We start from the raw sequence: 24,055 nt of genomic DNA, 5'->3' as shown, positions 1-24,055 counted from the left end.
CGGGTAGCGTTCCGCAAGGAAAGGTGGGTAAAGCCTTGTGTAGATAAGCCAGTGCGTTGGGCGGCTCCGCCGACTTGAAGCACCTGGCGCGCGGTTTCTAACCGCCGATTTAACTACGATGTGTTGCATCTCAACGAGAACAGCGATAAATTATCCTAAACCGAATAATTTAGAAATTGCAGGCAATAATTTATTAGTCGCTTCAACCAGGGAAGCGATCGCAGGTAAACCAGAAAATAGCCCTTTCAACATGATGATTGCATTTTTTGCAGTCTTTTGCTTGGTCGATTCTTGAGGATTTTTAGCTGCTTCTGCTAAAGCTTCTACCTGTAACAATGCATCAGCTTTGTCTGTTTCAGGCAAATCTGAGGACTGTGAAATTGCCTCATGCAACTGCGTCAACAATTCTTTAATTCCTGGTTTCTCGGCATCTGGTGAATCAGGTAACTCATTGAGGGCAATACTCACATTACCGCTAATGGTTCCCAGGTTGGCAACCGAACCACCGCCAGCGATACCGCTAACATTACTGCTGCCTTGAATACTGATGCCACTGATATCAGACATAATGGTATCTCCTTGAGTATAAAATTTCGGCTGCTTGAGAGCAGTATCTACCATATTTTCTAAACTAATAATGCGCTTATCTTTTTCTACAAGCAATAATTGCTGACTCTGCGATAAAGCTTTGACTTGATTATAATCATCAAAATATTCTGCACTCAGTTGAGATTTATCACTACCTGCGGCGGTTTTGGCTCTGAGTAAGATTTTATCATCGCCGCGTTTCTCCATTGCCACGATTTCTAACTCAGCTTCGGGATGGTTTTCGGCGAGGGTTTTAAAGGCGATCGCAACAGCGCGGGGGACAACGCCTTGATTATGATAAAGGTCGAGGGTGTCAAAAATTGGCTTGATAAAGTCGGCAAAATCTCCGTCCTCAAATACCTCTCGTTTATTATCAGGTTTGCGGAGAGGATCGGGGTCTTCTTTGGTGGGTAAGCGCATGAAGACATATTCACACCTCACACCATGCAGTTTAGTTTCTCTGGTAATGCCCCAATCTTCAATGTACGCGCCGGTGAGAGTTGCACCTGTTAAATCGGTTGCGTCTAGTTGCGTTTGCTTCAGCTTTGCTCTTGACAAATCGGCATCTTGCAAATTAGCTTCACTGAGATCAGCGCCGATAAAGCTGGTATCTGCTAAGTTTGCTGCTTTTAAGTTGATACCTCGCAGGTTTTCACGGTCAAAGTTTGTGTCTTGTCCCTGTCCTGTAACTAGCAGTTGACGTATTTGTGAGTTTTGAAGATAAGTTGAACCAGGACGAACACGGTCAAGCATTTTGGCTTGATGCCAACGGCTACAGATAAGGATAGTGTTTCGTAAATCTGTACTTTTGAGTGTGGCTTGGGTGAAATCAGCATTGGTTAAGTCAGCGCCACGAAAACTTGTACCTCCTATTGCAGCAAAGGCGATCGCGATATTACGAACTAAGGAGTGCTTTTCGTCTCCTTTCATGGCTCGCCAAGCGATGTAAATGCTCAGTAACATTCCTGCTGCGGCGACGGCTGCGGCTCCGGCTCCGGCTCCGGCTCCGGCTCCGACGAAGGCGAGGGCGACAGTCAAGGCGAGGGCGAAGGCTGCGGACAAAACTAGGGACAAGACTCCAGCTAGGGCAAAGGCTACGACCAAGGCTCCAGCTAGCAGGAAGGCTGCGCCTCCAGCGAAGGCTCCACTAGAAACTCCAGTGAAGGCGTCGGTGAAGGCTTCATAAAAGACTCCAGTGAAAGATCCGACAACGATGAAGGCCAAGGCTAAGGCTAAGGCTAAGGCTAATGCTCCTAAACCAGATACTACTCCTAGTCCAACTGTAACCAAAGAAAAGGGAATTAATACTATTAGGATAGTACACCGACCTATCTTATGATCTAAGGTGTAAGGATCAAATATTTTTGACACGATATAGCCGTTGACAACCCATGTAAGTCCTGAAAATCCTGACAACACCCACGAGACAAGGACTAGGAAAATTGCCCACCGGCGTTGCAGTCCAGCTTTGGCATAGCTGAAGTTTGCCCCTGTTAAATTAGCGTTAGTGAAGTTTGCCCCTCGGATGTCGGCATAGCTAAAGTTTGCACCCGCAAGGTCTTGTCTACCTTTGAAGTTGCGTCCTCGAAGATTTTGACCGGAGAAGTCTAAAGCCATGTTGCACTTTACAGAGGTGAGCAAATTTTACTACACGCTGACCCCTGTAAATTTAGGAATGGTTAGATATATTTGTTAGTTGAGCCTCAGAAGGTCAACTTCGAGCCTCAGAAGGTCAACTTCGAGCCTCAGAAGGTCAACATTGAGCCTCAGAAGGTCAACATTGAGCCTCAGAAGGTCAACATTGAGCCTCAGAAGGTTAACATCGAGCTTCAGAAGGTTAACATCGAGCCTCAGAAGGTCAACTTCGAGCCTCAGAAGGTCAACTTCGAGCCTCAGAAGGTCAACTTCGAGCCTCAGAAGGTTAACATCGAGCTTCAGAAGGTCATTATTGAGGTTCAAAGGCTCATTTTTGCACTTTTTATTAAAACGCGATGTGCGACTTAATATTTTGACCTCTCTCCAAACCTCTCTCCTAAAAGGAGAGAGGCTTTGAATCTTGCTCCCCTTCCCTTGTAGGGAAGGGGTTGGGGGTTAGGTTTGAGAGAAAGTTGCACATCGCTTATTAAAAGCGTTCACTTCTGTCATGAAGCGTCAGCCAGCCCCATGTATCAATAAAAAGTTTAGCCCTCATAAAGTTCGTCGTCTAAGTTAGCAGCCAGGGAGCCGTAAGATACTGCACTGATAAAGTTTGCAAGGCGATCGCTGCTTTGGGTGGGTGGGTTAGATGTTGGTGATTTTAGAGTACGTGCAAGCTTTTGAACATACTGCAATACGTCTTTTAGGTGCTGTGGCAGTTGTTCAATTGCGTCAAAGATGGCTTGTTTAGTTGTCATGGCAATAGCTCAACAATAATTCGTAATTCGTAATTCGTAATTCGCAATTAAACCGATAGCGCCACGGAGAGCGAGTCTGGCATACGGTTTTACAATCTAATTCTTACTCAAAATTCTATAACGGTTTACAGGTGCGATGTCTGCTATTTTAGCGATCGCATCCTATAGCGTTTCCTAATCACATGAAATACGTCATAGCCCCCTCTCGAAGAGCGGGGAGGGGGTTGGGGGGTGGGGTTCTTGTATTTCACTCAACCGAGAACCGCTATATTCTTGAAAGTACCGTTTATCTCATTCCCAGTCGGAGACTGGGAACGCCTAATAAGAAGCTCTGCCTCTTAACTTGCGGCAGAGCCAAAATAGAAACTTAACGGCAAAAGTCAGCTAGATCCCATCCTCCTGAGATCGAAGTTGTGTCTCTAGCTGAGTTGAGCCAGCAGGTAAAACCCGATGTTCAGATCCCAAAGTTCCATTAGGAGAATCTGGAGGCTTTGAGCCACCCGATCCCTTCCGAGATAATATACTTTGAGCCAGAGTCTTAACTAAGATGTACAGAATTGGCACTAAGAACAAACTCAAGAACGTTGAAAGAATCAGCCCCCCAAAGAGCGCTGTTCCTAAAGACCAACGGCTGCTGGCTCCAGCCCCTTGAGAGATCACCAAGGGCAAAAATCCTAACAGCGCTGCAAACGAAGTCATTAAGATCGGTCGCAGACGTTCTTGCCCCGCTTTCACCGCCGCCCGCGTGTAGCTCATGCCCTGCTCATGCAGTTGATTGGCAAATTCTACAACTAAAATTGCGTTCTTTGCGGCTAGACCAATCAAAGTCACCAAACCTACCTGGCAATAGATATCATCCACCACTTTCGGGAAGAGGCTACCTGCCATGAAAATATTGGAACGTAGCCAAATCGCCGTCATCGCTCCCAAAACTGCCAGGGGAACTGTCAGCAAAATAATGATCGGGTCAATGTAGCTTTCATACTGAGCCGCCAGCACCAGAAAGACAATAACCAACGCGAAGCCAAAAATTAACCCCGTAGATCCCCCAGATGTCTTCTCCTGGAGATAAGTCCCTGTCCATTCATAACCAAACCCCTTGGGTAAGACTTCTGCTGCTAGTTTCTCCATCGCTTGAATTGCCTGTCCAGAACTAGCACCAGGAGCAGGAGCGCCCTGGACTTTGATAGACCTGTACAAGTTATAATGGGAAATGGTTTTCGGCCCCACAAAGGGAGTAACTTTCACCAAATTGCTCAACGGAATCATCGCCCCACTTGCAGAGCGAACATACAGCTTACCAATATCATCTGGATTAGAGCGGAAAACCCCATCTGCTTGGACATATACTCGATACTGTCGCTGTCCCTGCACAAAGTCATTTACATATTGCGACCCCAAGTAACTTTGCAACGCCCCAAAGATGTCGTTAAGTTCGACGTTGAGAGATTTGGCTTGGTTACGATTTACCTCGATGTCAAACTGAGGAGTATCTGCGGTAAATTGAGTGAAGACTCCTTGGAGAGCAGGGTTTTTATTCGCCGCCCCAATAAACTTTTGAGCAGCATCAACCAGGGTTTGAATCGGCGCACTTCCGGTTTTGTCTTGAATGATAAACTCAAAACCACCCGTAGTACTTAATCCTCTAACTGGCGGAGCATTCACAGCGATCGCTCTCGCATCTGTAATTGTAGAGAGCTTTTTGTTCATCCTCTGAAGTATTCCATAGACAGACTGAGATTCTTTAGCTCTCTCTTTCCAGGGTTTCAGGTTAGCAAAGGCAATGCCTAAATTAGAAGCATTGCCATCGAAACCAAAACCACTGATCATAAAACTAGCTTGAACTTCGGGAAGCGATGTTACTTCCTTAACAACCCGATTCATCACAGATTCGGTGTATTTCAAAGAAACCCCGTCAGGCCCTTGGACAACTACAAAGAAGTAACCCTGATCTTCCTCTGGAATAAATCCAGTAGGCACTACTTTGTACATCAAAACCGTTGCTACTAAACCACTAATAAAAACCCCAATTACAATCGGCTTGACATGGGTAAGGTAGCTAACAAACCCGACATAGCGACGCGTAAACCAGCTAAATCCCCGATTAAACAGCCCAAAAAACCACCCCAAAGGGCCCCATGCAGTCTGAGCAGGGCGCATCAGGATGGCTGCCATACTCGGAGAGAAAGTTAAAGCATTGAAGGTGGAAATGGCAATAGAGCAAGCAACGGTTAACCCAAATTGTTTGTAGACAATCCCAGTAGTGCCCGGAATGAATGTAACTGGAAGGAATACCGCCATGAGTACAAGTGAAGTGGCAATGACTGCCCCAGTCAACTCTTTCATGGCTTCCATAGCTGCATCAAGGGGCTTCAAGCCCTGCTCCAGTTTGACTGCAACTGCCTCCACCACAATAATCGCATCATCGACAACAAGACCGATCGCGAGGACGAAACCAAATAAGGTCAGTGTATTAATCTGAAATCCTAAAACCAACAGAGCTGCACACGTCCCAACCAGAGAAACAGGGATCGCCACAGTGGGAATGATCGTGGTACGCCAGTCTTGCAAAAAGACAAAAATTACCAAGACTACCAAGATAATCGCTTCAACCAGAGTGTGCAGAACTTCTTCGAGGGAAATTTCTACAAATGGAGTGGTATCAAATGCCACCTGTCCTTTTAGTCCAGGTGGAAAACTCTTCTCTAGTATTTTGATCTGGTCTTCAACAGCATGGGCAACATTCAGGGCATTACTACCCGGAAGTTGATATATCCCCAAACCCACGGCTGGCTTGGGATCATTTCCTGGTAAGGTGAATTTGGCATCAGCGAGATAGCTCTCTGCTCCCAGTTCAACTCGACCGATATCTCTGACCTTAACTAGGGTGCTATTAGTGCTGGTATTAGTGGTGCTGGTACTATTAGTGGTGTTATTAGTAGTGCCATTAGTGCCACCTTGACTCACCTTCAGTACCATATCCTCAAATTCAGCCGCATCTTTAAATCGACTAGTTGCCCGTAAAGCAAATTCAAAACTTTGATTATCTGGTGCTGGTTCCTTACCAATTGCCCCTGCACCCACCTGAATATTTTGTTCTTGCAGGGCAGTTGTCACATCTTGAGGAGTTAGTTGATGTTGGGCAAGCTTGTTGGGATCAAGCCAAAGACGCATGGCATATTTGCGTTCCCCAAAAATGGTGGCTTGTCCCACACCAGGAAGCCGTTTGATCTGATCGAGAATAAACAGATCGACATAGTTACTGATAAAAAGGTTGTCATACTCATTATTTTCTGAGTAAAACCCATAGACGAGCAGGAGACTGCTTGATGCCGTTTGAACGGTCACACCTGTTCGTTGAACGGTATCTGGCAATTGAGGTGAAGCAAGTCCTTCTTTATTTTGAACGTTTACTTGAGCAATATCGCTATTGACTTGAGTTGGGAAGGAGACAGTTATGTTGCTGGAACCATCATTACCCGTATTAGAAGATATATAAGATACATCTTTAACACCATTAATTTGTCGCTCAATAATGTTGGTGACAGTGCTTTCTGTTGTTTGAGCATCTGCACCAATATTGGTGGAGCTAACGGTGATTTGCACGGGGGCGAGGTCTGGTAGCTGAGAAATCGGCAGGATCGGAATACAGATGCTTCCCAGCAGCAAAATGATGAACGTGCAGACCGTCGTCAGGACTGGACGTCTGATGAAGGTATTGACAAACATAAAATCAGGGAAAACTTCAAGACTGGTTAGTGAGGTAGTAGCTTTTTATTAAAGCCGTCGTAATACACCATCCCTGAATAGGGTGAGGACATAAGGCATTGAGCGACGATTGTATCTATGATCTCCTAAAAAAGACAACAACTTTAAGAAACAGTGTACCGTGGGGCGCATGGGAACGTGGGGAAAAGAAAGGAACAGTTGTCTTTGAGACTCAGGGTAAAAGTACCTGAAAGCTTGAAGAGAGATACTTTCTAGGTCTTTTGTGAATTGGCTGCACCTATTTGGCAAAAACTGCTATTGTCTGGATTGGGTTAAATTAATTTGTTCGTCAGAATTTGCTGGTAGGCTTGGATTGTTTGCCTAGCGATCGCATCCCAGCTAAAATTTTCCAAGGCATATTTTTGGGCGTTTAATCCCCGTCGTTGGCGTTCTGCGGGATTTTGCAAAGCTTCTTGCAGTAACTCTACCAGCGCTTGCACATCTGTTGCGCCTACCCAACCCGACTCGCTATCACGCACCTGTTGACAAATATGCACTTGGTCAGAAATTACCACTGGTGTTGCTGCTACCATTGCCTCAGCAACAGCAATCCCAAAATTTTCGTAATAGGAAGGCAAGACAAATAAATCAGCAGCTTGTAGTAAACTAACTTTTAGTTCACCAGTGACAAAGCCCGTAATTGTCGTGTGCGATCGCAGTGGTGAATTTTGAATTTGGGATATGATCTTTTTTTCGTAATCTGGATCTTGGGGATTTGTTCCAGCTAAGACAAAATGAAACTTATAACCAAGCGCTAACAGCTTCTCTAGCGCCGGAATTAACAAATTTAACCCCTTTTTCGGGTCAATTCGTGACATAAACAGCACCAACGGTACATCCTCTGGTATTTGTAACTGACTACATACATTTTTAATCGGGGATTGACGGGGGATTACACCCAAGGGAATTACCAAATCTGGCGTAGATACTCCAAATCGTTCTGATATTTTAGCTTCTTGATCGCTGGTAAAATGAATTGCTGCCGCACCAGCTAAATTTTGACGTTCTATAATTGCGACATAAAGCTGTTTTAATTGCTTTTTTTTGCGTAAATCAGCCGGATCAAGAGTACCCAAAGGACGGAAAATATAAGGTAGCTTTTGCTGACGACAGACAATAGCAGCAGCACTAATTATCGGGGAGAATAGAGCATGAATATGTGCTATGTCAAACTCGTGAGCATGAAGTTTTAGCCAGTTTAATAAATCTAGGGAAAATTTGTAGCGACGAAATGGGGCACAACGAAAGTAAATTATTTCATAGCCATCTTGTTTAATTGGGCGATTTAAAGGAACATCTAGAGGTATTTGACCATTATCGCCATTACTATCAGTTGTGAGAATTGTAACTTCCACTCCCTCTTTTACCAACGCTGGAGCTAGCCCTAGTACCATTTGACTGGGACCACCGTAAATCAAAGAAATTGAGGGGACAATTTGTAATATTTTCATTTATTTGTCATTTTTATTTTGTTATTCCCTAATGACTAATGACTAATGACTATTAACCAATTCTTGATAAAACTCTAATTGCTGTTTAGCTAAAGCTTTATTTGTATATTTAATCATTGCTTTCTGATAACCCATTTCACCAAGAGTATGAGCAAAAGAGGGTTTATCCATTAATTGAACTAAGCAATTAGCAAGGGCTTGAGCATCACCTTCAGGAAATACTAAACCAGCATCGCCAATTACATAGGGAATTTCACCAGAATCAGAACCAATTACAGGTACTTGGCAAGCCATTGCCTCAATTAGCACATGACCAAATTGTTCTTTCCAGCCAACAGAAGTTAAGGTTTTAAACTTGTAAGTTTTTTCTGAAGGCAGTACCAAAGTACTCATTAAATTGATATAATTTGCAACCTCGTCATGAGGTACACTTTCTACCAAAATCAACCGTTCTTTAATATTGTTTTCTGTCGTTATTTTGATTAATTCACTTTGCAACTCTCCCCGTCCCAGCAGAAGTAACTTCCAAGGTTTATTTTTCAAAGTTATTAAGGCTTGTAAAAGTGTTAATAAACCCTTTTCTTGCACAAAACGCCCAACGAAACCTACCACAAAATCTCCTTTTTCAATGCACAATTTAGCTGCTAGTTCTGGTTGGGCTTTGGGAATAAATAGACTTTCATCTACGCCCAGTTGTGGCATAACTTTAATTGCCCCTTGATATCCTCGTTCTCGCAAAACTTCTGCTCCATCCTGATTGCCAGAAATAATACCGTGGCTGTGGTTGAGGTTATATTTTTCTAACAAATAAATTGGTAGTTTCAGGCTGTATGGTAGATTCCACCAAGTAAAAAATACATTTTTTGCCTTGAGTCCCAAGAGTTTATTCAAAGCAATCATCTGAGTATAAGCCAATGCTCTAGACCCTTGTTCTACCTGGATGATTTGGGGACGAAATTGTTTTAACAAAGATATCAAATCAGTACCAAATGTCAGAAGTCCTTGATGATTTTGGCTGAAATTAGAAACCGGAACTATTTTAAATGTACCTTCATCGCGGTATTCAGTTTCAATAATTCTGTTTTGCACGCCACCTGGTTTCCAGCGCTTTGGGACTACAACTGTCACTTCAATTCCCGGTTCTAGTTGAGATAAAGCGCGTAATTTTTCACAGTTGAGGTCTACGATATAAGTGTGACTAGCAACTAAGATTTTCATTGTTATTTGTTATTTGTCATTTGCCATTTTTTTTAAATAACCAGTACTTACGCAAAATTAGGAAAAAACGAACCGCAAAGGAGAGGCAGCGCGTTGCGGGGGTTCCCCCCGTTGTAGCGACTGCCGTCGCAAAGGACGCAAAGAAATAAGAGTTTTAGAGAGTTTTTGCCCAATGCCCAATGCCCCATGCCCAATGCCCAATGCCCAATGCCCAATGCCCTATGCCCAATCACTAAACTTTTGGATCAAATCGACTGTAAATTTGACCATCGTTCCATATTGCTTGAATGACAGTACCCAAGGCTTTGAAAAAACCCAAAATGTAGAAAATAGCGCGAGTGGCAATTTTGATGGGGGAACCGCTTTTATGGCAAGGTGGGCGTCCCAGAACGTGACAGTCAAATAAACGGGCGAATAGGCGTAAAGCTTGAGTCGGAGTGAGGTTTTTCAGCCCCAGTAAAAAATGGTTGTGGTAGAAGGTGAGTTGATATTTTAGCGATCGCATACTAATATCATGACAACCCCCTGTTTCTTCGCCTAAATGCACCAAATGGGCTTCTGGGTCGTACCAAATTTTATACCCCGTTTGTCGCACCCGCAAACAAAAGTCTGACTCTTCCCGCACTGCACTACCGCCAAACCTCTCATCAAACCTCAGTCCGTACTTAGTAAAAATTTCGCGGCGAAAAGACATATTACAACCCCTCGCTGTCAGTACTTGCTGAGGTTTGATGGTATGTACTAAATCAATATAATACCAAGCAATTCCTGGGTCCATTGCCTGGGGGGGCAGATATTCAATCTCTAAATCTCCCCCAGAATCGTCCAATTTCATTCTGTCAAATACCCGTCCAGCCACAGCCCCCACCTCTGGATTTTGCAAATAATTTTTCGCATGGGCTGCTAACAATCCTGGGGTTAGCTGAACATCATCATCAATAAATAATATTATTTCACCAGATGACCGCCGCACAGCATAATTCCGCGCCCCTGGCAAACTTGCCCAATCTAAGCGTAACCATTTAATTTTACCTGCCTTTGCCATCTCTTCCAGGTAGGCTTGAATTTCTGGTTGGTGTTTTGAGGTTTGGTCTACAACTAAAACTTCAAAATTTGGATAGTCCTGTTTTAGAACATCCACAATGCTATCGCGTAGAGGTTCCTCTCGCCCATAGGTCGGTATAACTACAGAAATTAAAGGGTAATTAGCCATAAGTTTTTATACTACTTTATCTAAAGGTAATTTGAATTTTTAATACGTCCTAAACTTCAGTATAACCTTGCCGCTGCTGCGTAGAGATTATCGAATAACTCATTTTGTTTTTCAGCGTCGTGGACATTGATCACTTGTGCTAAAGCTCCAGCACTGAGAGACTCGTAATGTTCTTGTTTATCACTTCGATCTAAAAATTCTTGTACTTGTTGTAATGCCTGCTCTGCTAAATCATCGTAGGTATGATTGACAATTTCCCAATATTCTTCAGTTTTAGTTTTTTCACCATTTAGCCAATTACCCCAATGTCTGAGTTTGTCCAGTGGTAATTCTAAAACATACCCATTTTCACCATGACGAACAATTTCTGGCAAAGCACATACATTGGTTGTAATTGCCGGAGTCGCAACAGAGAAACCTTCAATAATGCTATAACCATAGGTATCCATTAATGATGGCATCAGTTGAAAATGACTTTGCGATAGTAATTCAATAACTTTTGCATTAGGAATTATGTTATGGAAAACGACATTATTTAAATCGAGTAACTTTAAATCTTCTGCATATCTATTAGCATCAGGAAAATCAGTAGGTACGCCGAAACCACACCATAGTTCAGATACTATATGTATAGTAATAGGCAAACCTAACTTTGCTGCTTTCTTGGCTAGTCTTAAAGCTACAACTCCGCCTTTTCTGGCAATGTGGTTGCCGATAAAAGTAAGTTGAAGATTTTGCTGATTTTGATAAGACTTATGCTGCTTAACCCTGACAGGAAAATTTGGATGTATAACATCTACTTTACCGATTATTTTTGATGCTACATCCCATTCTTCTACCCAGTTCATGAATCGCAATCGAGCATAATCAGATATGGCAATAATTTTTTTGCAGTTTTCTAATGCCAAACGATTATTGAGAAATTTATAAGTTAATTCTTCTAGTTTGGTTTGCGGATCTCTATACAAAAATCGATGATCTTCAAAAGTGACAAACCAAGGTTTATTAGTACAGATAATTCTATTAAAAGTATGAATTACCTCGTATCCGCCCCATACAGGTCGCCAAGGCATAAAACTTCCTAAAGGATACCAAACTTTTTCTATAGGATATTTGCCTGTGAGAAAAGTTTTAGAACGAATGAGGGTATGTTCAGAATTACGAGGAAGATTAGGAACGCTGAGATGTTGTTGACCACCTATAATAACTTTCACCATTTTTATCCTACTTAAAATTAAATTTTGTTTTTAATCGTTTATTTGCAATTTGTGGTTGAGATTCAGCATTTTTTCTCTCTTGTTTATCTAGTTCTGGCAATTTAAAAAGAACTCCTGCAAAAAACCAATAATAGACAGCAACTGGATCAACATCTAGAGGATAGTAGTAGGTGTTATAGCTAATAAACAATATAAACACCCACAAAGCTGCTCCGTAACTGCGGAAATTACGGTTCTTTATGGAGCGATAGGTTTTAAAGCCAATAATTGTTAAACTTGTTACCAAACCCAGAAATGCTAGTACTCCAATAATTCCAACTTCAAAAAGTACTTTGGGGTAGTAGGTTTCCACAAGCTTAGTTCTACCCAATGCACGGGCAGAGTTGGTTGCTCGACCTAAGCCACTTCCCAATGGCCCGTCTACGTTTTTCCAATTCTCTTCAAATTGCTGGACGATGAAATCTTGAGGTGGTGAAGCCTCCCAGCGACCAGTAAAACTCTCGGTTCTCTCTTGCACGAGAACAGGGTTACTCACTATCGCAATTCCTAAAATCAAGGCAAGTCCCACCCCTATGGGGATAAATCGTTTCAGGTTGCCAATTTGTCCGGTGAGCAATAGCAAAATCCCGAAGCAGATTGGTACTAAAGCTAAGGCGATTCTCTGTCCAGAGATTAGAGCATTGATAAAGACTGCCACTAAAGAACCTAAACCAACCAGCCGCCATATTGGGGAGGGATCGGTGAAGCCGGTGGCAAAGGTAAAAAAGGTGCTAGAAATTAAGAACCATGCCCACTGCCAAGGAGCTACAAATGTCCCTGGTAGGCGAATAACCCCTTCATCGGGACTATATAAGAGCGCTCCACCAAAATAACACCGGGCTTCTAGTGATGTGACAAATAGGGCATTTCCTTCAAGACCTCTAGTGCCTTGACATACACCAGTTAGTAGTAACAAGTATTGAATAAATCCCAGCACACAGCAAATTAGTATGAGAACAATCTGGAGGCGTGATAAAAATAGAAAATCCCGCTTATCGCGAATTAAATAGTAAGCACAACCAATCAGGGGGACATAGCCTAAAAAGACTTTTAGTCCCAGAATTCCCATGCCTAATGGTATTTCTTTCTCTCCTTTTTCTAATAGTCCCACACTAGGCGGATTAAACTGCTGTCCACCATTGATAAACAACAGTGTTAGCAGACTGCAACCCAAAACAATATAAAGTGGGATTTTAATGCCTTGGGGAATAATTAGGGGTAGCCCCTGTTTCCGGCAAGTCTGCCAAAGTCCAATTAGGGCTGGAACGTAAAAAGCATCTTTAGCTAATTGGAGTATGGGACTATTGCCCAAGTAGTAAGTGATAGTACCCCCAATAGGTACGTAAATGATGAAGGCATATAGTGCTTGGCGCGGGTATTTGTAGGAAAGGGATATAATAATTATCCCCAAGACACCAGGGACTGCTGCTTTAATTCCAGCTACAAAAAAAAGCACAATGCCAACGAAGATACCGCCAAAGGTAGCAATGGTAAGTAAGCTAGTGAATTCTTTACGTGCTTGGGCTGCTTTGCGCTTTTGGGCTGACTGTTCTTTAAGGCTAAGAGTAGGAGTTTCTTTTTTAGCCTGTTTTTTTGATTTTTGATATTTTGACTTGGATTTCGGCATAGTGGCGCTGTAGCCTATCAGCCTTAAAAAACATCTATAGCTTACATACAAATAGATTGGAATGGCTATAGCGTGTACAAGCCGAATTCATCCTTAAGTGATTGAGTTAAGGATTTTCGATTAAAAATGCTGAAGTTTAACTTCATTGAACCATAAAAAAGATTTTCTCCTGTTTCTACAATGTAAACTGCCCCAGGAAATGGTAATGGTTCAATAGGTTTAGCTTTGTTTTCTAATACGCCTCTGACTTTACCGTGGTCTATATAATATTTGTAGTATCCATAGCCGCGATTATATTCTGCGTTTTCTGGTAAGAAATTTAAGTCATATCGGATAATATTGGATGTGCCGCACATTGAATAGAAATTTCTTCTTTTAATATATACAGCAAATTGCAAATTGATTTGATGCATCTTTCAAATGATTGGGTGACACGCTCCCAGGAATTGGAAACTTGCGGATTTTTAAGTGGGATAACAAAAACAAGCATTTTATTACCTTATAGAAGATAACCAAAGAATACACAGAGTACTCTTTCCTTGTTATAACCCACATTTTTAACTTCAACTTGTAATCTAAATACTTCGATAAATATTACAAAAATTATTTATAAAATCAAGTATTAACACTGTTATAGTCTAGGCTTTTGGCGTAGGCGTAGCCCGTCGTAGATATCGCTATTCAACTACTAAGTAGGTAGGCGTAATTAAACATAAGATCAAACCTCACCCTCAATCCCTCTCCGTGAGTTCGGAGAGGGAAGCGGGAGGCAAGGTGAGGTTTTATATTTAATTTGACCCACTTACTTAGTACAGCGCTGCGTAAATCAAGCTACCATTTTAAACAAGCAAAAGTCTTGATATACAAAACTTTTGACTTTTGACTTCCGCCTTCCGCCTTGCGGTACTAGTCTGTCAATATTTGTAATATTGGCATATTACAAAACTAAGTGCGGAATGTCGGTTATAAAAGAGGTTTACAATAAACGTAACTTAGACTGCTATGTGTTGCTGGACTTGGGAAACTAATTCATTTGTCCAGTAGTTAGTAAGTTCAGCATTGGCAGCTTCCACCATAACCCTGATCACTGGTTCTGTACCAGAGGCGCGAACTAAAATTCTGCCAGAATCACCCATTGCAACTTCCGCAAGAGCGATCGCTTGTTGCAGAGGTTGGCAATCTTCCCATCCCAAACGGCGATCGCGATCGATAACTCGCACGTTCCGCAACAATTGCGGATAGGTCTGGAAGCTTTGATCTACTAATTCACTCAGGGAAACACCCGCCTCTTTCACCAAAGCTGCTATATGTAATGCTGTTAACAAGCCATCTCCAGTCACAGCATAATGACGGCAAAGAATATGACCTGATTGTTCGCCGCCTAGCATTGCCCCAGTCCGCAACATTTCGGCTTGCACGTATTGGTCGCCAACTGCGGTGCGAATTAAATTTCCACCCTGTTGCTGCCAAGCTTTCTCAAAGCCTAAGTTGGCCATGACAGTAGATACAATCAGGTTGTCTGGCAGTTGTTGCTTTTGTTGTAAGTGGCGTCCCCACAGGTAGAGAATGTAATCGCCGTTAACTTGCCTTCCTGTATTGTCTACTCCTAAGACGCGATCGGCATCGCCATCGAAAGCAAAGCCGATGTCGGCGTTGTGTTCTTGTACTGTTGCTGCCAGAATATCTAGGTGCGTGGAACCGCAGTTAACATTAATGCGATCGCCATCTGCTTCGTTATGCAAGCAGATTACCTCTGCTCCCATTTCTGTAAATACTGATGGTGCTAACCCGACGGCTGCTCCCCACGCCAAGTCTAAAACAATCTTCATTCCCTGAAGATTTAGGGCACTATTCAAGGGTTTTTTTAACGCCGAGCTATAATTCTCCACTAACTCCAAACGTGAGTAATGCCGTCCGCAATTACTGACTCTAGCAATAGGTGATATCTTGCCACGCATTCCCGCTTCTATTTCTGCCTGCAATATTTGCGGTAACTTGCCACCATCGGCACTAAAAATCTTAATCCCATTGTCTTCTGGGGGATTGTGGCTGGCAGAAATCATCACTCCGCCGATGGCTTCACTGATGCTGGTGAGATAGGCAACGCCAGGAGTGGGACATAATCCCAAATACCAGACCTCTAATCCTGCTGCTGTTAACCCTGCACTCAAAGCCATTGCCAACATATCGCTGGAGTTTCTAGAGTCCTGTCCGAGAATGACTGGCCCAACTTGAGTCGCATGGTTACGTAAAACAATCCCCGTCCAAAAACCAACTTGTAATGCTAGGGGCGCACTCAGTAATTCTCCGACTCGTCCGCGAATCCCATCTGTGCCAAATAAGGGATTTGCTGGTAGTGGGATTAAATTCAGTGCAAAACTGCTCTCAATCCCTTTGCCCAATCCCTCAACTTCGGAAGCAGAACCCCCAGCAATGCCCGATGTCCGAGTTATAGATGAAACCATATCTTTAAACACTCCACATAATCACACCGAAAAATAGCACTTAAGATTTTATTCAGCAATTTTGACATGCTTTTTCTCTTTAGAAATTCATTCTAGAGCAGGCGAAACTTAAGTATTATTACGCAAGTTTCGCCTCTTTAATTGTAAAATTTGCATAAAGTCAATATTAGTTTTTACATTATTCAGTAAAGTCTCCACATTTTAGCTAATTATTCCTTTTATACTCTCAACTTCAGTCTTGATTTTTATCCACTTTGCAATGCTACTAACAAAGAACAAACTGTAATAAATATTATCCTTATTTAATCACAAGTGTTTTTCATCAAAGCTGAGAATGAAAGCAAAATTCAGCTAATAACAACAAAAAATCAAAACACTGAAATCTAAAGTTCTATTTCCTTAGCCCTGTTGGTGTGTAAAAAATTACAAAATCATTACAGCTTAAAAAATTTTAATATAAATTCTCATCAAATAGTTTTAAGGTAACGTTTTAATGGCTTTTTTAGCCGTTAGTGAATCAAAACTTCGGCAGTTGAGTTTTTAAAGTTGAGAAATTTAGCATGAGCAGCAATTTAGCAGCCAAATTACGTGTAGGCACTAAAAAAGCCCACACGATGGCAGAAAATGTAGGTTTTGTCAAGTGCTTTTTAAAAGGAGTAGTCGAGAAAAACTCTTACCGGAAACTAGTTGCTAACTTCTACTTCGTCTACTCAGCGATGGAAGAGGAAATGGAAAAGCATCGCCAGCACCCAATAGTTTCTAAAATTAACTTTCCCCAGTTAAACCGCAAGTATACCTTAGAGCAAGACCTGAGTTATTACTTTGGTGCCAACTGGAAAGAGCAAATCAAACTATCTCCCGCAGGTGAAGCTTATGTAAAGCGCATCCGAGAAATATCTCAAACAGAACCAGAACTGTTAATCGCCCATTCTTACACCCGTTACCTGGGTGACTTATCCGGGGGACAAATTCTCAAAAATATTGCTGTTACAGCAATGAATTTGTCTGATGGGCAAGGAACAGCCTTTTATGAGTTTCCAGAGATTCCTGATGAGAAGGCATTCAAAGCTAAATATCGTCAAACTTTGGATGAATTACCCCTTGACGATGCTACAACCGATCGCATAGTTGATGAAGCTAACGCCGCCTTTGGCACGAACATGAAGATGTTCCAAGAATTAGAAGGCAATTTAATTAAGGCGATCGGTGTAATGCTTTTCAACAGCCTCACACGGCGTCGTACACGCGGTAGTACTGAACTCGCCACTGCTGAGTAACTGTGTTGAGATTGCGGAGTTTGGTGTGTGGAGTCATAAGTCCAGATAGCCTGATGAAGGATAATTCATAGGTGTTTCTGGGGAAAGAGTGATGCCTACGGTTCTTGCTAGCCGACGCTAAAAACGCTCAAAATATTTAGGGGCAATAGCCTTGTGACTGCTTTTGATTTGTGAAAGCAAGCATGGGGAGATTGCCCCTCAATTATTTTAAGGCTCCTACTCCCCCACTGTTGACTCCATTGACCCTGGCTTGACCGCATTGGGTGTTGAGGATTGGGGGATTGGGGCGATCGCCCTTAGAGTAAATGGGTGAAAAGTAACTTATGTCTACTGTTGACTATTAGTACCAAAAAAGGTACAAGAGTAATGTGATGTCAAATTTATCTAATTAAACATAGCTCTGTAAAGCTACAATATGTGCTTTTGCAGGTTTATGTATTTTTAGAGAAATTTGATATAAATGGAAGAAAAACGAATTCCTGCACAGTTCTATCAAAACGAAAATGGTACAGAACCTGTTCGTGATTGGTTAAAGGACTTAGACAAAGAAGATCGAAAATTAATTGGTGCCGATATTAAAACAGTAGAGATTGGATGGACAATTGGGATGCCAACTTGCCGTCCAATGGGTAAAGGGCTATTTGAGGTACGTACAAATTTACCTCAAGGTCGAAAAGCTCGTGTGTTGTTTTGCATTTATGACTAAAAAATGATTCTTCTCAATGGGGTTATCAAAAAAACTCAGAAAACTCCACAAAAAGAATTGGAGTTAGCCTTAGAACGCAAGCAAAAAGTGGAGGCGCAAAGATGAACAAAAATCCATATGTTGGTTCGTCTCTTGATGACCTTCTTGAAGAAGAAGGGACACTTGAAGAAATTAATCTGATTGCTGCTAAACGTGTTATTGCATGGCAGATTAGCAAAGCAATGGAAGAAAAAAAGTTGAATAAGGCAGCAATGGCAAAAGAGATGAAAACTAGCAGATCATCTCTTGATCGGCTGTTAGACCCCAATAACTCATCTGTATCCTTAGACACCATTGCTCGTGCTGCCAGAGTGGTTGGTAAACGGATACGTTTGGAATTGGTGGATGCAATGTAGGCATAATTCAGCATCACCTATCTTCCTAACCCATCTCATCAGAGATAGGTTAAATTTTGTCCGTCCTCTCTCCTCCACAGTCGCCATTCACTAACCTCGGTCAAGCAAATTCTGACTAATTGGGGTCAAAAACATTGTAGGCTGTGGATCATGGGGCGAGATGAACAGTGATTCTGAAAGTCACGCTAAGGACTTATTAAGCCGCTTTCAACCCAAGCGATCGGCAGGTTTTAAACTATATCAATTGAAGTCCCTGAAATTTAAGGGCTTCAAACCCTTATAGTACCGTATTAAATTGCTGTAACAAATAGGCTATTGCTGTGCCCCTACGCCGCGAGTCTATTTACCTGAAAATAGCTGTAAAATAACTAAGTCAATCTTCAAACCAAGCTTAATCTCAGTATTTAAGTTTGTAACCGATAAAACTTACCATACTGAGTAAATCCGGCAAAAATATGGCTACAAAAATTCCTGTCACAGTGATTACAGGCTTCTTAGGTAGTGGAAAAACCAGCCTAATTCGCCACCTGCTACAAAACAACCAAGGACGCCGCATTGCCGTTATAGTCAACGAATTTGGCGAACTCGGTATTGATGGCGAATTGTTAAAATCCTGTCAAGTTTGCCCGGAAGATGGTGAGGGCGACACTAATATCTTTGAATTAACTAACGGCTGCTTATGCTGCACCGTGCAGGAAGAATTTTACCCGATGATGCAAGAGTTAATCAAGCGGCGGGATAGCATCGACTGCATTTTGATTGAAACCTCTGGTTTAGCTTTACCTAAACCACTGATTAAGGCTTTTCGCTGGCAGGAAATTCGCAACGCCGCCACTGTGGATGCTGTAATTACTGTGGTAGATTGTGCTGCGGTAGCGGCGGGGACATTTGCTAGTGATCCAGAGGCGATCGCAGCCCAACGGCAAGCAGATGATAGTCTAGAACATGAAACACCCTTACAAGAACTGTTTGAAGATCAACTTGCTTGTGCAGACTTGGTGGTGTTGAATAAAATTGACTTGGTAGACGCCGAGACAAAAGCCAGAGTTCAGGAATTAATTAAGCAAGAGTTGCCCAGAGTGGTGAAGATTGTCGAGAGCAATGCCTCCGGGGGGCTACGCCTACCTGACCAACTAGACGCATCTATATTATTAGGATTCCAAGCCGCAGTCGAAGATAACTTAGATTCTCGTCCTAGTCATCACGATACCGAAGAAGATCACAATCACGACGAAGAAATTACCTCAGCTAATTTAATTTTGGATCGTGCCTTTGACCCAGAAAAGCTGCAACAGCAGTTGGAAACATTGGCACAAGAACAAGAAATTTACCGCATTAAAGGCTTTGTGGCAGTGCCAAATAAATCCATGCGCCTAGTGATGCAAGGCGTGGGAACCCGATTTGATAAATTTTACGATCGCCCCTGGAAACCAGAAGAGGCCAGACAAACTCGCTTAGTTTTCATTGGTCGTGATTTGAAGTCTTCAGAAATCGAATCACAACTTGTAGCTTTATAAGTAGGGCGGACATTGCCAATCTTACACCTTAGCTCGACTTTATCCATTTTTTTCGCAACGCTCAAGCTATCGCTGTAACCTTTGTGGGACAGTAGTTTTACTTTTTTCACTTCATCGATAATCTGTGACGTGGAAAAAGTATTTGCCAAAAAGCCAGGGTTTTTGCCAGATAAAGAAAACCAGTTCTTAATTTTGGATAAAGTCGAGCTTAGAGGATGTTTGAAAAGTATTGGAAGAATATAATTCGCTACTACACAAACTAAGTCCACCTCCGTGGAATAACACCAAATCAAGGGTTTTCAACCCACGGAGTTAGGTTTTGTCTGTATAGCCGCGAATTATATTCGCCAGGGCTAGTAATAAATTAGACTTCTCAAATATCCTCTTATACTCAATTGAATTGTCCTAACAATGTCTCAACACTGGCATTGTGATCCAGAAAAGAAAATAAATGCCAGTAGCGAAGTTTTCCTTCTTTATCTAATACGAACTGTGCTGGTAAAGGCGCTCCCAGTGCTTGTCCTACTTGATAGGTACGAAATATGCGACAACTTGGATCACTAAGCAACGGCATTTTTAAACCTAAATCCTTCACAACTATTTGACTCTGCCGTTCATCAGTACTAGTAATCATTAAAACTTCTACACCGCGATTTTTAAATTGTTCGTAGTTTTCATTCAAAGCTTTGATGTGAGGAAAACAAAATGGACAATATTGCTTTTCGGTAAAGATCCGAGTCAAGGCGAGTAACACTGGTTGCTTACCTTTATAATCAGACAATTTTACTAAAGTTCCGTTGGTAATATCTGGCAGTTGAAAGTCTGGTGTTGCCACTCCCAACCTGAGTTTGTTGCTAGCCGGAACTGGTAAAAAATTGCGGAAGAATCGCTCATTTAATAAGCCACTAAAATCCGTTGAAGTCAGCATAATACAATTTTGGATTTTGGATTTCGGATTTTGGATTGTCAAAGAGTTATTGGATAAGCTTTTGGGCGCTTAATCTGTCGGAATAATTGTTCAAACTGGATTATTTAAATACTATTTTATAAGAAAACCACAGATAGATACGGAGGTTAACACTGTTTAATGTGTATCTCTGTTTATCTGTGGTTTTCATTGATTTTGCTCTCAACTCCAACAGGATGGATTAGAGTTTGCTAGCTAGCGAAATTTAGACGGCAGAGAAGTAGACTTTAGACTTCACTGGGTCAGGATTCATTGTCTTGTCCCCAGGTTGCCAACCAGCTGGGCAAACTTCGTCGGGGTGAGACTGAACATACTGAATTGCTTGTAATGTCCGCAGGGTTTCATCAACGCTGCGACCAAAAGCTAGGTTGTTGATAGTGGCGTGCTGTATGATACCATCTTTATCAATGATGAACAGACCACGCAAGGCAATGCCTGCTGCTGGGTCAAGAACGTTGTAAGCGGCGCTAATCTCTTTCTTGATGTCGGAGACTAGAGGATAATTCAGGTCGCCAACGCCACCAGATTTACGATCTGTTTGAATCCAAGCGAGGTGGGAGAATTCACTATCAACGGAAGCCCCAAGGATTTCCGTATTAATTTTATTGAATTCTTCGTGGCGATCGCTAAATGCTGTGATTTCAGTGGGACAAACAAAGGTAAAGTCTAGTGGGTAGAAAAACAGGATGACATACTTACCGCGATAATCGGAAAGTTTGATTGTCTTAAATTCTTGATCTACCACAGCCGTTGCTGTGAAATCGGGAGCTTGTTGACCAACGCGGAGGCTTGCTTCGGTTCCGTAAGTAAGGGACATTAACCTAATTCTCCTTTATCGGTTTAGTAGCGTTGGAATTCGGGTCAAGTAAAACTCACCCATCCACGCTCTCACAGTTTAATTACAATCTGTTACGACTATATCATACTCATAACGATTTTGAGTAGCAAATGCTTGATTTAGATACAAGAGAATGGGTACTTACCAATGGCTTAGGAAGTTTTGCCAGTGGTACAGTTTCTGATGTCCGCACGCGCACTTATCATGGTTGGCTGTTTACAGCGACAAACCCGCCTTCTGGTCGGACTCTGCTGTTTTCGCACCTAGAAGCTAGCTTGGAAGTATTAGGGAGCGTTGTGGCACTGGGCACAAACTTTTGGGGTAACGGTCAGATTGAGCCGACAGGCTACGAACTGCTACGTTCTTTTGATATTAGCCCAGTTCCAAAATGGACTTGGGGTCAAGATAACTGGCAGTTAACTAGACAATTAGTGATGCCCTATGGTTGGGAAGAGAGTAGCGAATGGGGACAAGGGGAACAAGGGGAGATAAGCAATGCCCCATGCCCCATGCCCCATGCCCCATGCCCCATGCCCAATGCCCCTGGCCAATTTTGCCATCGGATTTTAATCCACTATCGTTACGAGGGAAGTCATACCGCGATTTTACGGCTGCGACTGTTGATCGCAGAACGTGACTTTCACCATCAGCAGACTGCTGGCCCAAAATTACAGTTCTCGCAAATGCTAGGACAACAGCAAGTCTGTCTGCAAGCAATCAATTCTGGGCGCTTCGGTATACCTTGGCACTTGCGCTGGACACAAGGAAATTATCAACCAGATGCAGTTTGGTATTGGCATTATGGATTGCCTGAGGAGACGAAACGGGGATTAGGCGACAAGGAAGACCTCTACAGTCCTGGTTACTTGATAGTTACACTCCAACCAGGAGATGCAGTGACTCTAGAAGCACAAGTAGGTTTTCCCGACTTAACGCTAAGTGTTCTCACGGACAAAACCTTTGCAGAAGCTGTGGAGGCAGAGCAAGACCGGCTCTCACAGATTTTTGGATGGGGAGAGAGGGGCAGAAATCAATTCAAAATTCAAAATTCAAAATTCAAAATTAAAGAACTTCTGCCTCCTGCCCACTCCCCACTCAGCCAACAACTACTCAAAGCAAGCGATCAGTTTATTGTCTATCGAGCCTCAATTGCAGGCCCCACAGTCATTGCTGGTTATCACTGGTTTAATGACTGGGGACGTGACACATTAATCGCCTTACCGGGGTTGGCACTAGTTCCACAGCGCTTTGATCTGGCAAAAGGAGTATTGCGAACTTTTGGGCATTATTGTCGCTATGGTTTGATTCCTAATGCATTCCCTGATGTCAATGGCGAACCAATTTATAACAGTATTGATGCGGCGTTGTGGTGGATTGAAACTTTAGGACTTTATTTAGAAGCTACCCAAGACTGGAATTTTTTGGCAGAGCAATTCCCTGTAATACAGCAAATCTACAAAGCATTTGTCGGTGGTACACATTTCAACATCCAGGTCGATGCTACTGATGGGCTAGTTAGTTGGGATGCTCGTGGTGTAGCCCTCACCTGGATGGATGTGGTAATTGGGTCACACCCCGTGACTCCCCGTTACGGTAAGCCAGTGGAAATCAATGCGCTGTGGTATTCTGCTTTATGTTGGCTGAGTCAGTGGGCAGAACGATTGAGCCAGCTTGAGTATGGTGAGCCAGTGCGTCTCACTAAGCAAGCACAGCGTTATGCTCAACAAGCACAACACGTAAAAACCTCGCTGCAAAAGTTCTGGAATCCTCAGCTGGGTTATCTGTACGATACTATTGAGCCGGACGATCGCCGGAATTTTCAAATTCGTCCCAATGCTGTTTTGGCGCTATCGCTGCACCATTGTGGGTTTTCTGAACAACAAGGGTGTCAGATATTAGATTTGGCAACTGCCAGCTTGCTGACCCCCTATGGTCTTCGCAGTCTCGATCCCGGAGATCCCGAATATAAAGGGAAATACCAGGGCAACCAAGAGCAACGCGATCGCGCTTATCACCAAGGCACTGTTTGGGCTTGGCTAATTGGCCCATATATTCGGGCTTGGCAACGTTTTTATCCACAGCGATCGCTGCCTTTTGATTGGCAACCTCTGCGAGATCACTTCCTATTTGACGCTTGTCTTGGTTCTATTTCTGAGATTTTTGATGGCGATTCACCTCATACACCCAGAGGTGCGATCGCTCAAGCTTGGTCAGTTGCCGAAGTCATCCGCCACATTAAATAGTGCTGAGTCTATCTAAAAATGGCGGTTAATTATCCCCAAAAGGTGGTTTTGATCCCAAAATCTATGTTTGCTGACTTTTGTATATAATTTTCTTGACCGAGGAACTTCTAACCTGCTGAAAAATATCGGCTGC

General features: G+C 42.7%; 18 protein-coding genes and 1 pseudogene. 6 read left to right on the top strand and 13 right to left on the bottom strand.

The annotated features are described in order from the left end of the window. Window positions 1-150 precede the first annotated feature (150 nt). The 6 genes from V7L05_RS02595 to hpsO all read right to left on the bottom strand — a co-directional run bounded on the left by V7L05_RS02595 (window position 151) and on the right by hpsO (window position 9,418). Window positions 151-2,205, bottom strand: a complete 2,055-nt coding sequence (locus V7L05_RS02595) for a pentapeptide repeat-containing protein (protein WP_335161530.1) — start codon at window positions 2,203-2,205, stop codon at window positions 151-153. A gap of 75 nt (window positions 2,206-2,280) precedes the next feature. Then, window positions 2,281-2,547 carry a hypothetical protein gene (locus V7L05_RS02590; protein WP_335161528.1) on the bottom strand — a complete coding sequence of 89 codons (267 nt, stop codon included), beginning with the start codon at window positions 2,545-2,547 and terminating at the stop codon, window positions 2,281-2,283. A 221-nt stretch (window positions 2,548-2,768) separates the two neighbouring features. Continuing rightward, on the bottom strand, window positions 2,769-2,981 hold the full coding sequence (locus tag V7L05_RS02585; protein WP_335161526.1) for a hypothetical protein: 213 nt from the start codon (window positions 2,979-2,981) through the stop codon (window positions 2,769-2,771). Window positions 2,982-3,365: 384 nt separating this feature from the next. Further along, complete coding sequence (locus tag V7L05_RS02580) at window positions 3,366-6,710, bottom strand: efflux RND transporter permease subunit (RefSeq protein ID WP_335161524.1); 3,345 nt, start codon at window positions 6,708-6,710, stop codon at window positions 3,366-3,368. Window positions 6,711-7,021: 311 nt separating this feature from the next. Then, complete coding sequence (gene hpsP / locus V7L05_RS02575) at window positions 7,022-8,200, bottom strand: hormogonium polysaccharide biosynthesis glycosyltransferase HpsP (protein WP_335161522.1); 1,179 nt, start codon at window positions 8,198-8,200, stop codon at window positions 7,022-7,024. 42 nt (window positions 8,201-8,242) lie between these two features. Next, the gene (gene hpsO, locus V7L05_RS02570; protein WP_335161520.1) at window positions 8,243-9,418 is read right to left on the bottom strand and encodes a hormogonium polysaccharide biosynthesis glycosyltransferase HpsO; all 1,176 of its coding nucleotides are present in this window, start codon (window positions 9,416-9,418) and stop codon (window positions 8,243-8,245) included. A 165-nt stretch (window positions 9,419-9,583) separates the two neighbouring features. Here hpsO and V7L05_RS02565 point away from each other — a divergent pair, with 165 nt between their 5' ends. After that, window positions 9,584-9,709 carry a hypothetical protein gene (locus tag V7L05_RS02565; protein WP_335161518.1) on the top strand — a complete coding sequence of 42 codons (126 nt, stop codon included), beginning with the start codon at window positions 9,584-9,586 and terminating at the stop codon, window positions 9,707-9,709. Here the strand turns inward: V7L05_RS02565 and hpsN are convergent. The 5 genes from hpsN to glmM form a co-directional block, all read right to left on the bottom strand. Further along, window positions 9,651-10,631: a hormogonium polysaccharide biosynthesis glycosyltransferase HpsN gene (hpsN, locus tag V7L05_RS02560; protein WP_335161516.1), complete on the bottom strand. Its 981-nt coding sequence runs from the start codon at window positions 10,629-10,631 to the stop codon at window positions 9,651-9,653. The two genes, V7L05_RS02565 and hpsN, sit on opposite strands and share 59 nt — an antisense overlap. Before the next feature lie 56 nt (window positions 10,632-10,687). Continuing rightward, a complete protein-coding gene (locus tag V7L05_RS02555; protein WP_335161514.1) occupies window positions 10,688-11,848 on the bottom strand; it encodes a glycosyltransferase family 4 protein in 1,161 nt (386 codons plus the stop codon). A gap of 7 nt (window positions 11,849-11,855) precedes the next feature. After that, the gene (gene hpsL, locus V7L05_RS02550; RefSeq protein WP_335161512.1) at window positions 11,856-13,514 is read right to left on the bottom strand and encodes a hormogonium polysaccharide biosynthesis protein HpsL; all 1,659 of its coding nucleotides are present in this window, start codon (window positions 13,512-13,514) and stop codon (window positions 11,856-11,858) included. 65 nt (window positions 13,515-13,579) lie between these two features. Further along, a complete protein-coding gene (locus V7L05_RS02545) occupies window positions 13,580-13,870 on the bottom strand; it encodes a hypothetical protein (RefSeq protein WP_335161510.1) in 291 nt (96 codons plus the stop codon). Between the two features lie 636 nt (window positions 13,871-14,506). After that, the gene (glmM, locus tag V7L05_RS02540; protein WP_335161508.1) at window positions 14,507-15,979 is read right to left on the bottom strand and encodes a phosphoglucosamine mutase; all 1,473 of its coding nucleotides are present in this window, start codon (window positions 15,977-15,979) and stop codon (window positions 14,507-14,509) included. Window positions 15,980-16,539: 560 nt separating this feature from the next. Between glmM and V7L05_RS02535 the strand changes: the two genes are divergently transcribed. The 4 genes and pseudogenes from V7L05_RS02535 to cobW all read left to right on the top strand — a co-directional run bounded on the left by V7L05_RS02535 (window position 16,540) and on the right by cobW (window position 19,874). After that, window positions 16,540-17,256, top strand: a complete 717-nt coding sequence (locus V7L05_RS02535) for a biliverdin-producing heme oxygenase (protein WP_335161506.1) — start codon at window positions 16,540-16,542, stop codon at window positions 17,254-17,256. 460 nt (window positions 17,257-17,716) lie between these two features. Next, window positions 17,717-18,067, top strand: a pseudogene (locus tag V7L05_RS02530) (type II toxin-antitoxin system RelE/ParE family toxin). Then, window positions 18,064-18,357 (top strand): helix-turn-helix domain-containing protein, encoded by a 294-nt coding sequence (locus V7L05_RS02525; RefSeq protein ID WP_335161504.1) that lies wholly within the window; start codon window positions 18,064-18,066, stop codon window positions 18,355-18,357. Before V7L05_RS02530 ends, V7L05_RS02525 begins: the two are co-directional and overlap by 4 nt. A gap of 455 nt (window positions 18,358-18,812) precedes the next feature. Then, window positions 18,813-19,874: a cobalamin biosynthesis protein CobW gene (gene cobW, locus V7L05_RS02520; RefSeq protein ID WP_335161502.1), complete on the top strand. Its 1,062-nt coding sequence runs from the start codon at window positions 18,813-18,815 to the stop codon at window positions 19,872-19,874. Between the two features lie 391 nt (window positions 19,875-20,265). Here cobW and V7L05_RS02515 read toward each other — a convergent pair whose 3' ends face one another. Then, entirely contained in the window at window positions 20,266-20,802 is a 537-nt protein-coding gene (locus V7L05_RS02515) for a peroxiredoxin family protein (RefSeq protein ID WP_335161500.1), read from the bottom strand. Window positions 20,803-21,046: 244 nt separating this feature from the next. After that, window positions 21,047-21,658 (bottom strand): peroxiredoxin, encoded by a 612-nt coding sequence (locus tag V7L05_RS02510; RefSeq protein ID WP_335161498.1) that lies wholly within the window; start codon window positions 21,656-21,658, stop codon window positions 21,047-21,049. Window positions 21,659-21,789: 131 nt separating this feature from the next. On the opposite strand from V7L05_RS02510, the gene V7L05_RS02505 reads away from it, so the two are divergent. Beyond that, window positions 21,790-23,922 (top strand): amylo-alpha-1,6-glucosidase, encoded by a 2,133-nt coding sequence (locus V7L05_RS02505; RefSeq protein ID WP_335161496.1) that lies wholly within the window; start codon window positions 21,790-21,792, stop codon window positions 23,920-23,922. Window positions 23,923-24,055: the final 133 nt, after the last annotated feature.

The sequence above is a fragment of the Nostoc sp. genome, from assembly GCF_036917755.1.
Classification (GTDB): domain Bacteria; phylum Cyanobacteriota; class Cyanobacteriia; order Cyanobacteriales; family Nostocaceae; genus Nostoc.
Note: the sequence above shows the minus strand (reverse complement) of the source record. Positions and strands in the feature narration are given on the sequence as shown.

Coding starts and splice junctions, on each gene's coding strand:
- V7L05_RS02595 (WP_335161530.1), bottom strand. CDS start 2,205: ATGGCTTTAGACTTCTCCGGTCAAAATCTTCGAGGACGCAACTTCAAA.
- V7L05_RS02585 (WP_335161526.1), bottom strand. CDS start 2,981: ATGACAACTAAACAAGCCATCTTTGACGCAATTGAACAACTGCCACAG.
- V7L05_RS02580 (WP_335161524.1), bottom strand. CDS start 6,710: ATGTTTGTCAATACCTTCATCAGACGTCCAGTCCTGACGACGGTCTGC.
- hpsP (WP_335161522.1), bottom strand. CDS start 8,200: ATGAAAATATTACAAATTGTCCCCTCAATTTCTTTGATTTACGGTGGT.
- hpsO (WP_335161520.1), bottom strand. CDS start 9,418: ATGAAAATCTTAGTTGCTAGTCACACTTATATCGTAGACCTCAACTGT.
- hpsN (WP_335161516.1), bottom strand. CDS start 10,631: ATGGCTAATTACCCTTTAATTTCTGTAGTTATACCGACCTATGGGCGA.
- V7L05_RS02555 (WP_335161514.1), bottom strand. CDS start 11,848: ATGGTGAAAGTTATTATAGGTGGTCAACAACATCTCAGCGTTCCTAAT.
- hpsL (WP_335161512.1), bottom strand. CDS start 13,514: ATGCCGAAATCCAAGTCAAAATATCAAAAATCAAAAAAACAGGCTAAA.
- V7L05_RS02545 (WP_335161510.1), bottom strand. CDS start 13,870: ATGTGCGGCACATCCAATATTATCCGATATGACTTAAATTTCTTACCA.
- glmM (WP_335161508.1), bottom strand. CDS start 15,979: ATGGTTTCATCTATAACTCGGACATCGGGCATTGCTGGGGGTTCTGCT.
- V7L05_RS02535 (WP_335161506.1), top strand. CDS start 16,540: ATGAGCAGCAATTTAGCAGCCAAATTACGTGTAGGCACTAAAAAAGCC.
- V7L05_RS02525 (WP_335161504.1), top strand. CDS start 18,064: ATGAACAAAAATCCATATGTTGGTTCGTCTCTTGATGACCTTCTTGAA.
- cobW (WP_335161502.1), top strand. CDS start 18,813: ATGGCTACAAAAATTCCTGTCACAGTGATTACAGGCTTCTTAGGTAGT.
- V7L05_RS02515 (WP_335161500.1), bottom strand. CDS start 20,802: ATGCTGACTTCAACGGATTTTAGTGGCTTATTAAATGAGCGATTCTTC.
- V7L05_RS02510 (WP_335161498.1), bottom strand. CDS start 21,658: ATGTCCCTTACTTACGGAACCGAAGCAAGCCTCCGCGTTGGTCAACAA.
- V7L05_RS02505 (WP_335161496.1), top strand. CDS start 21,790: ATGCTTGATTTAGATACAAGAGAATGGGTACTTACCAATGGCTTAGGA.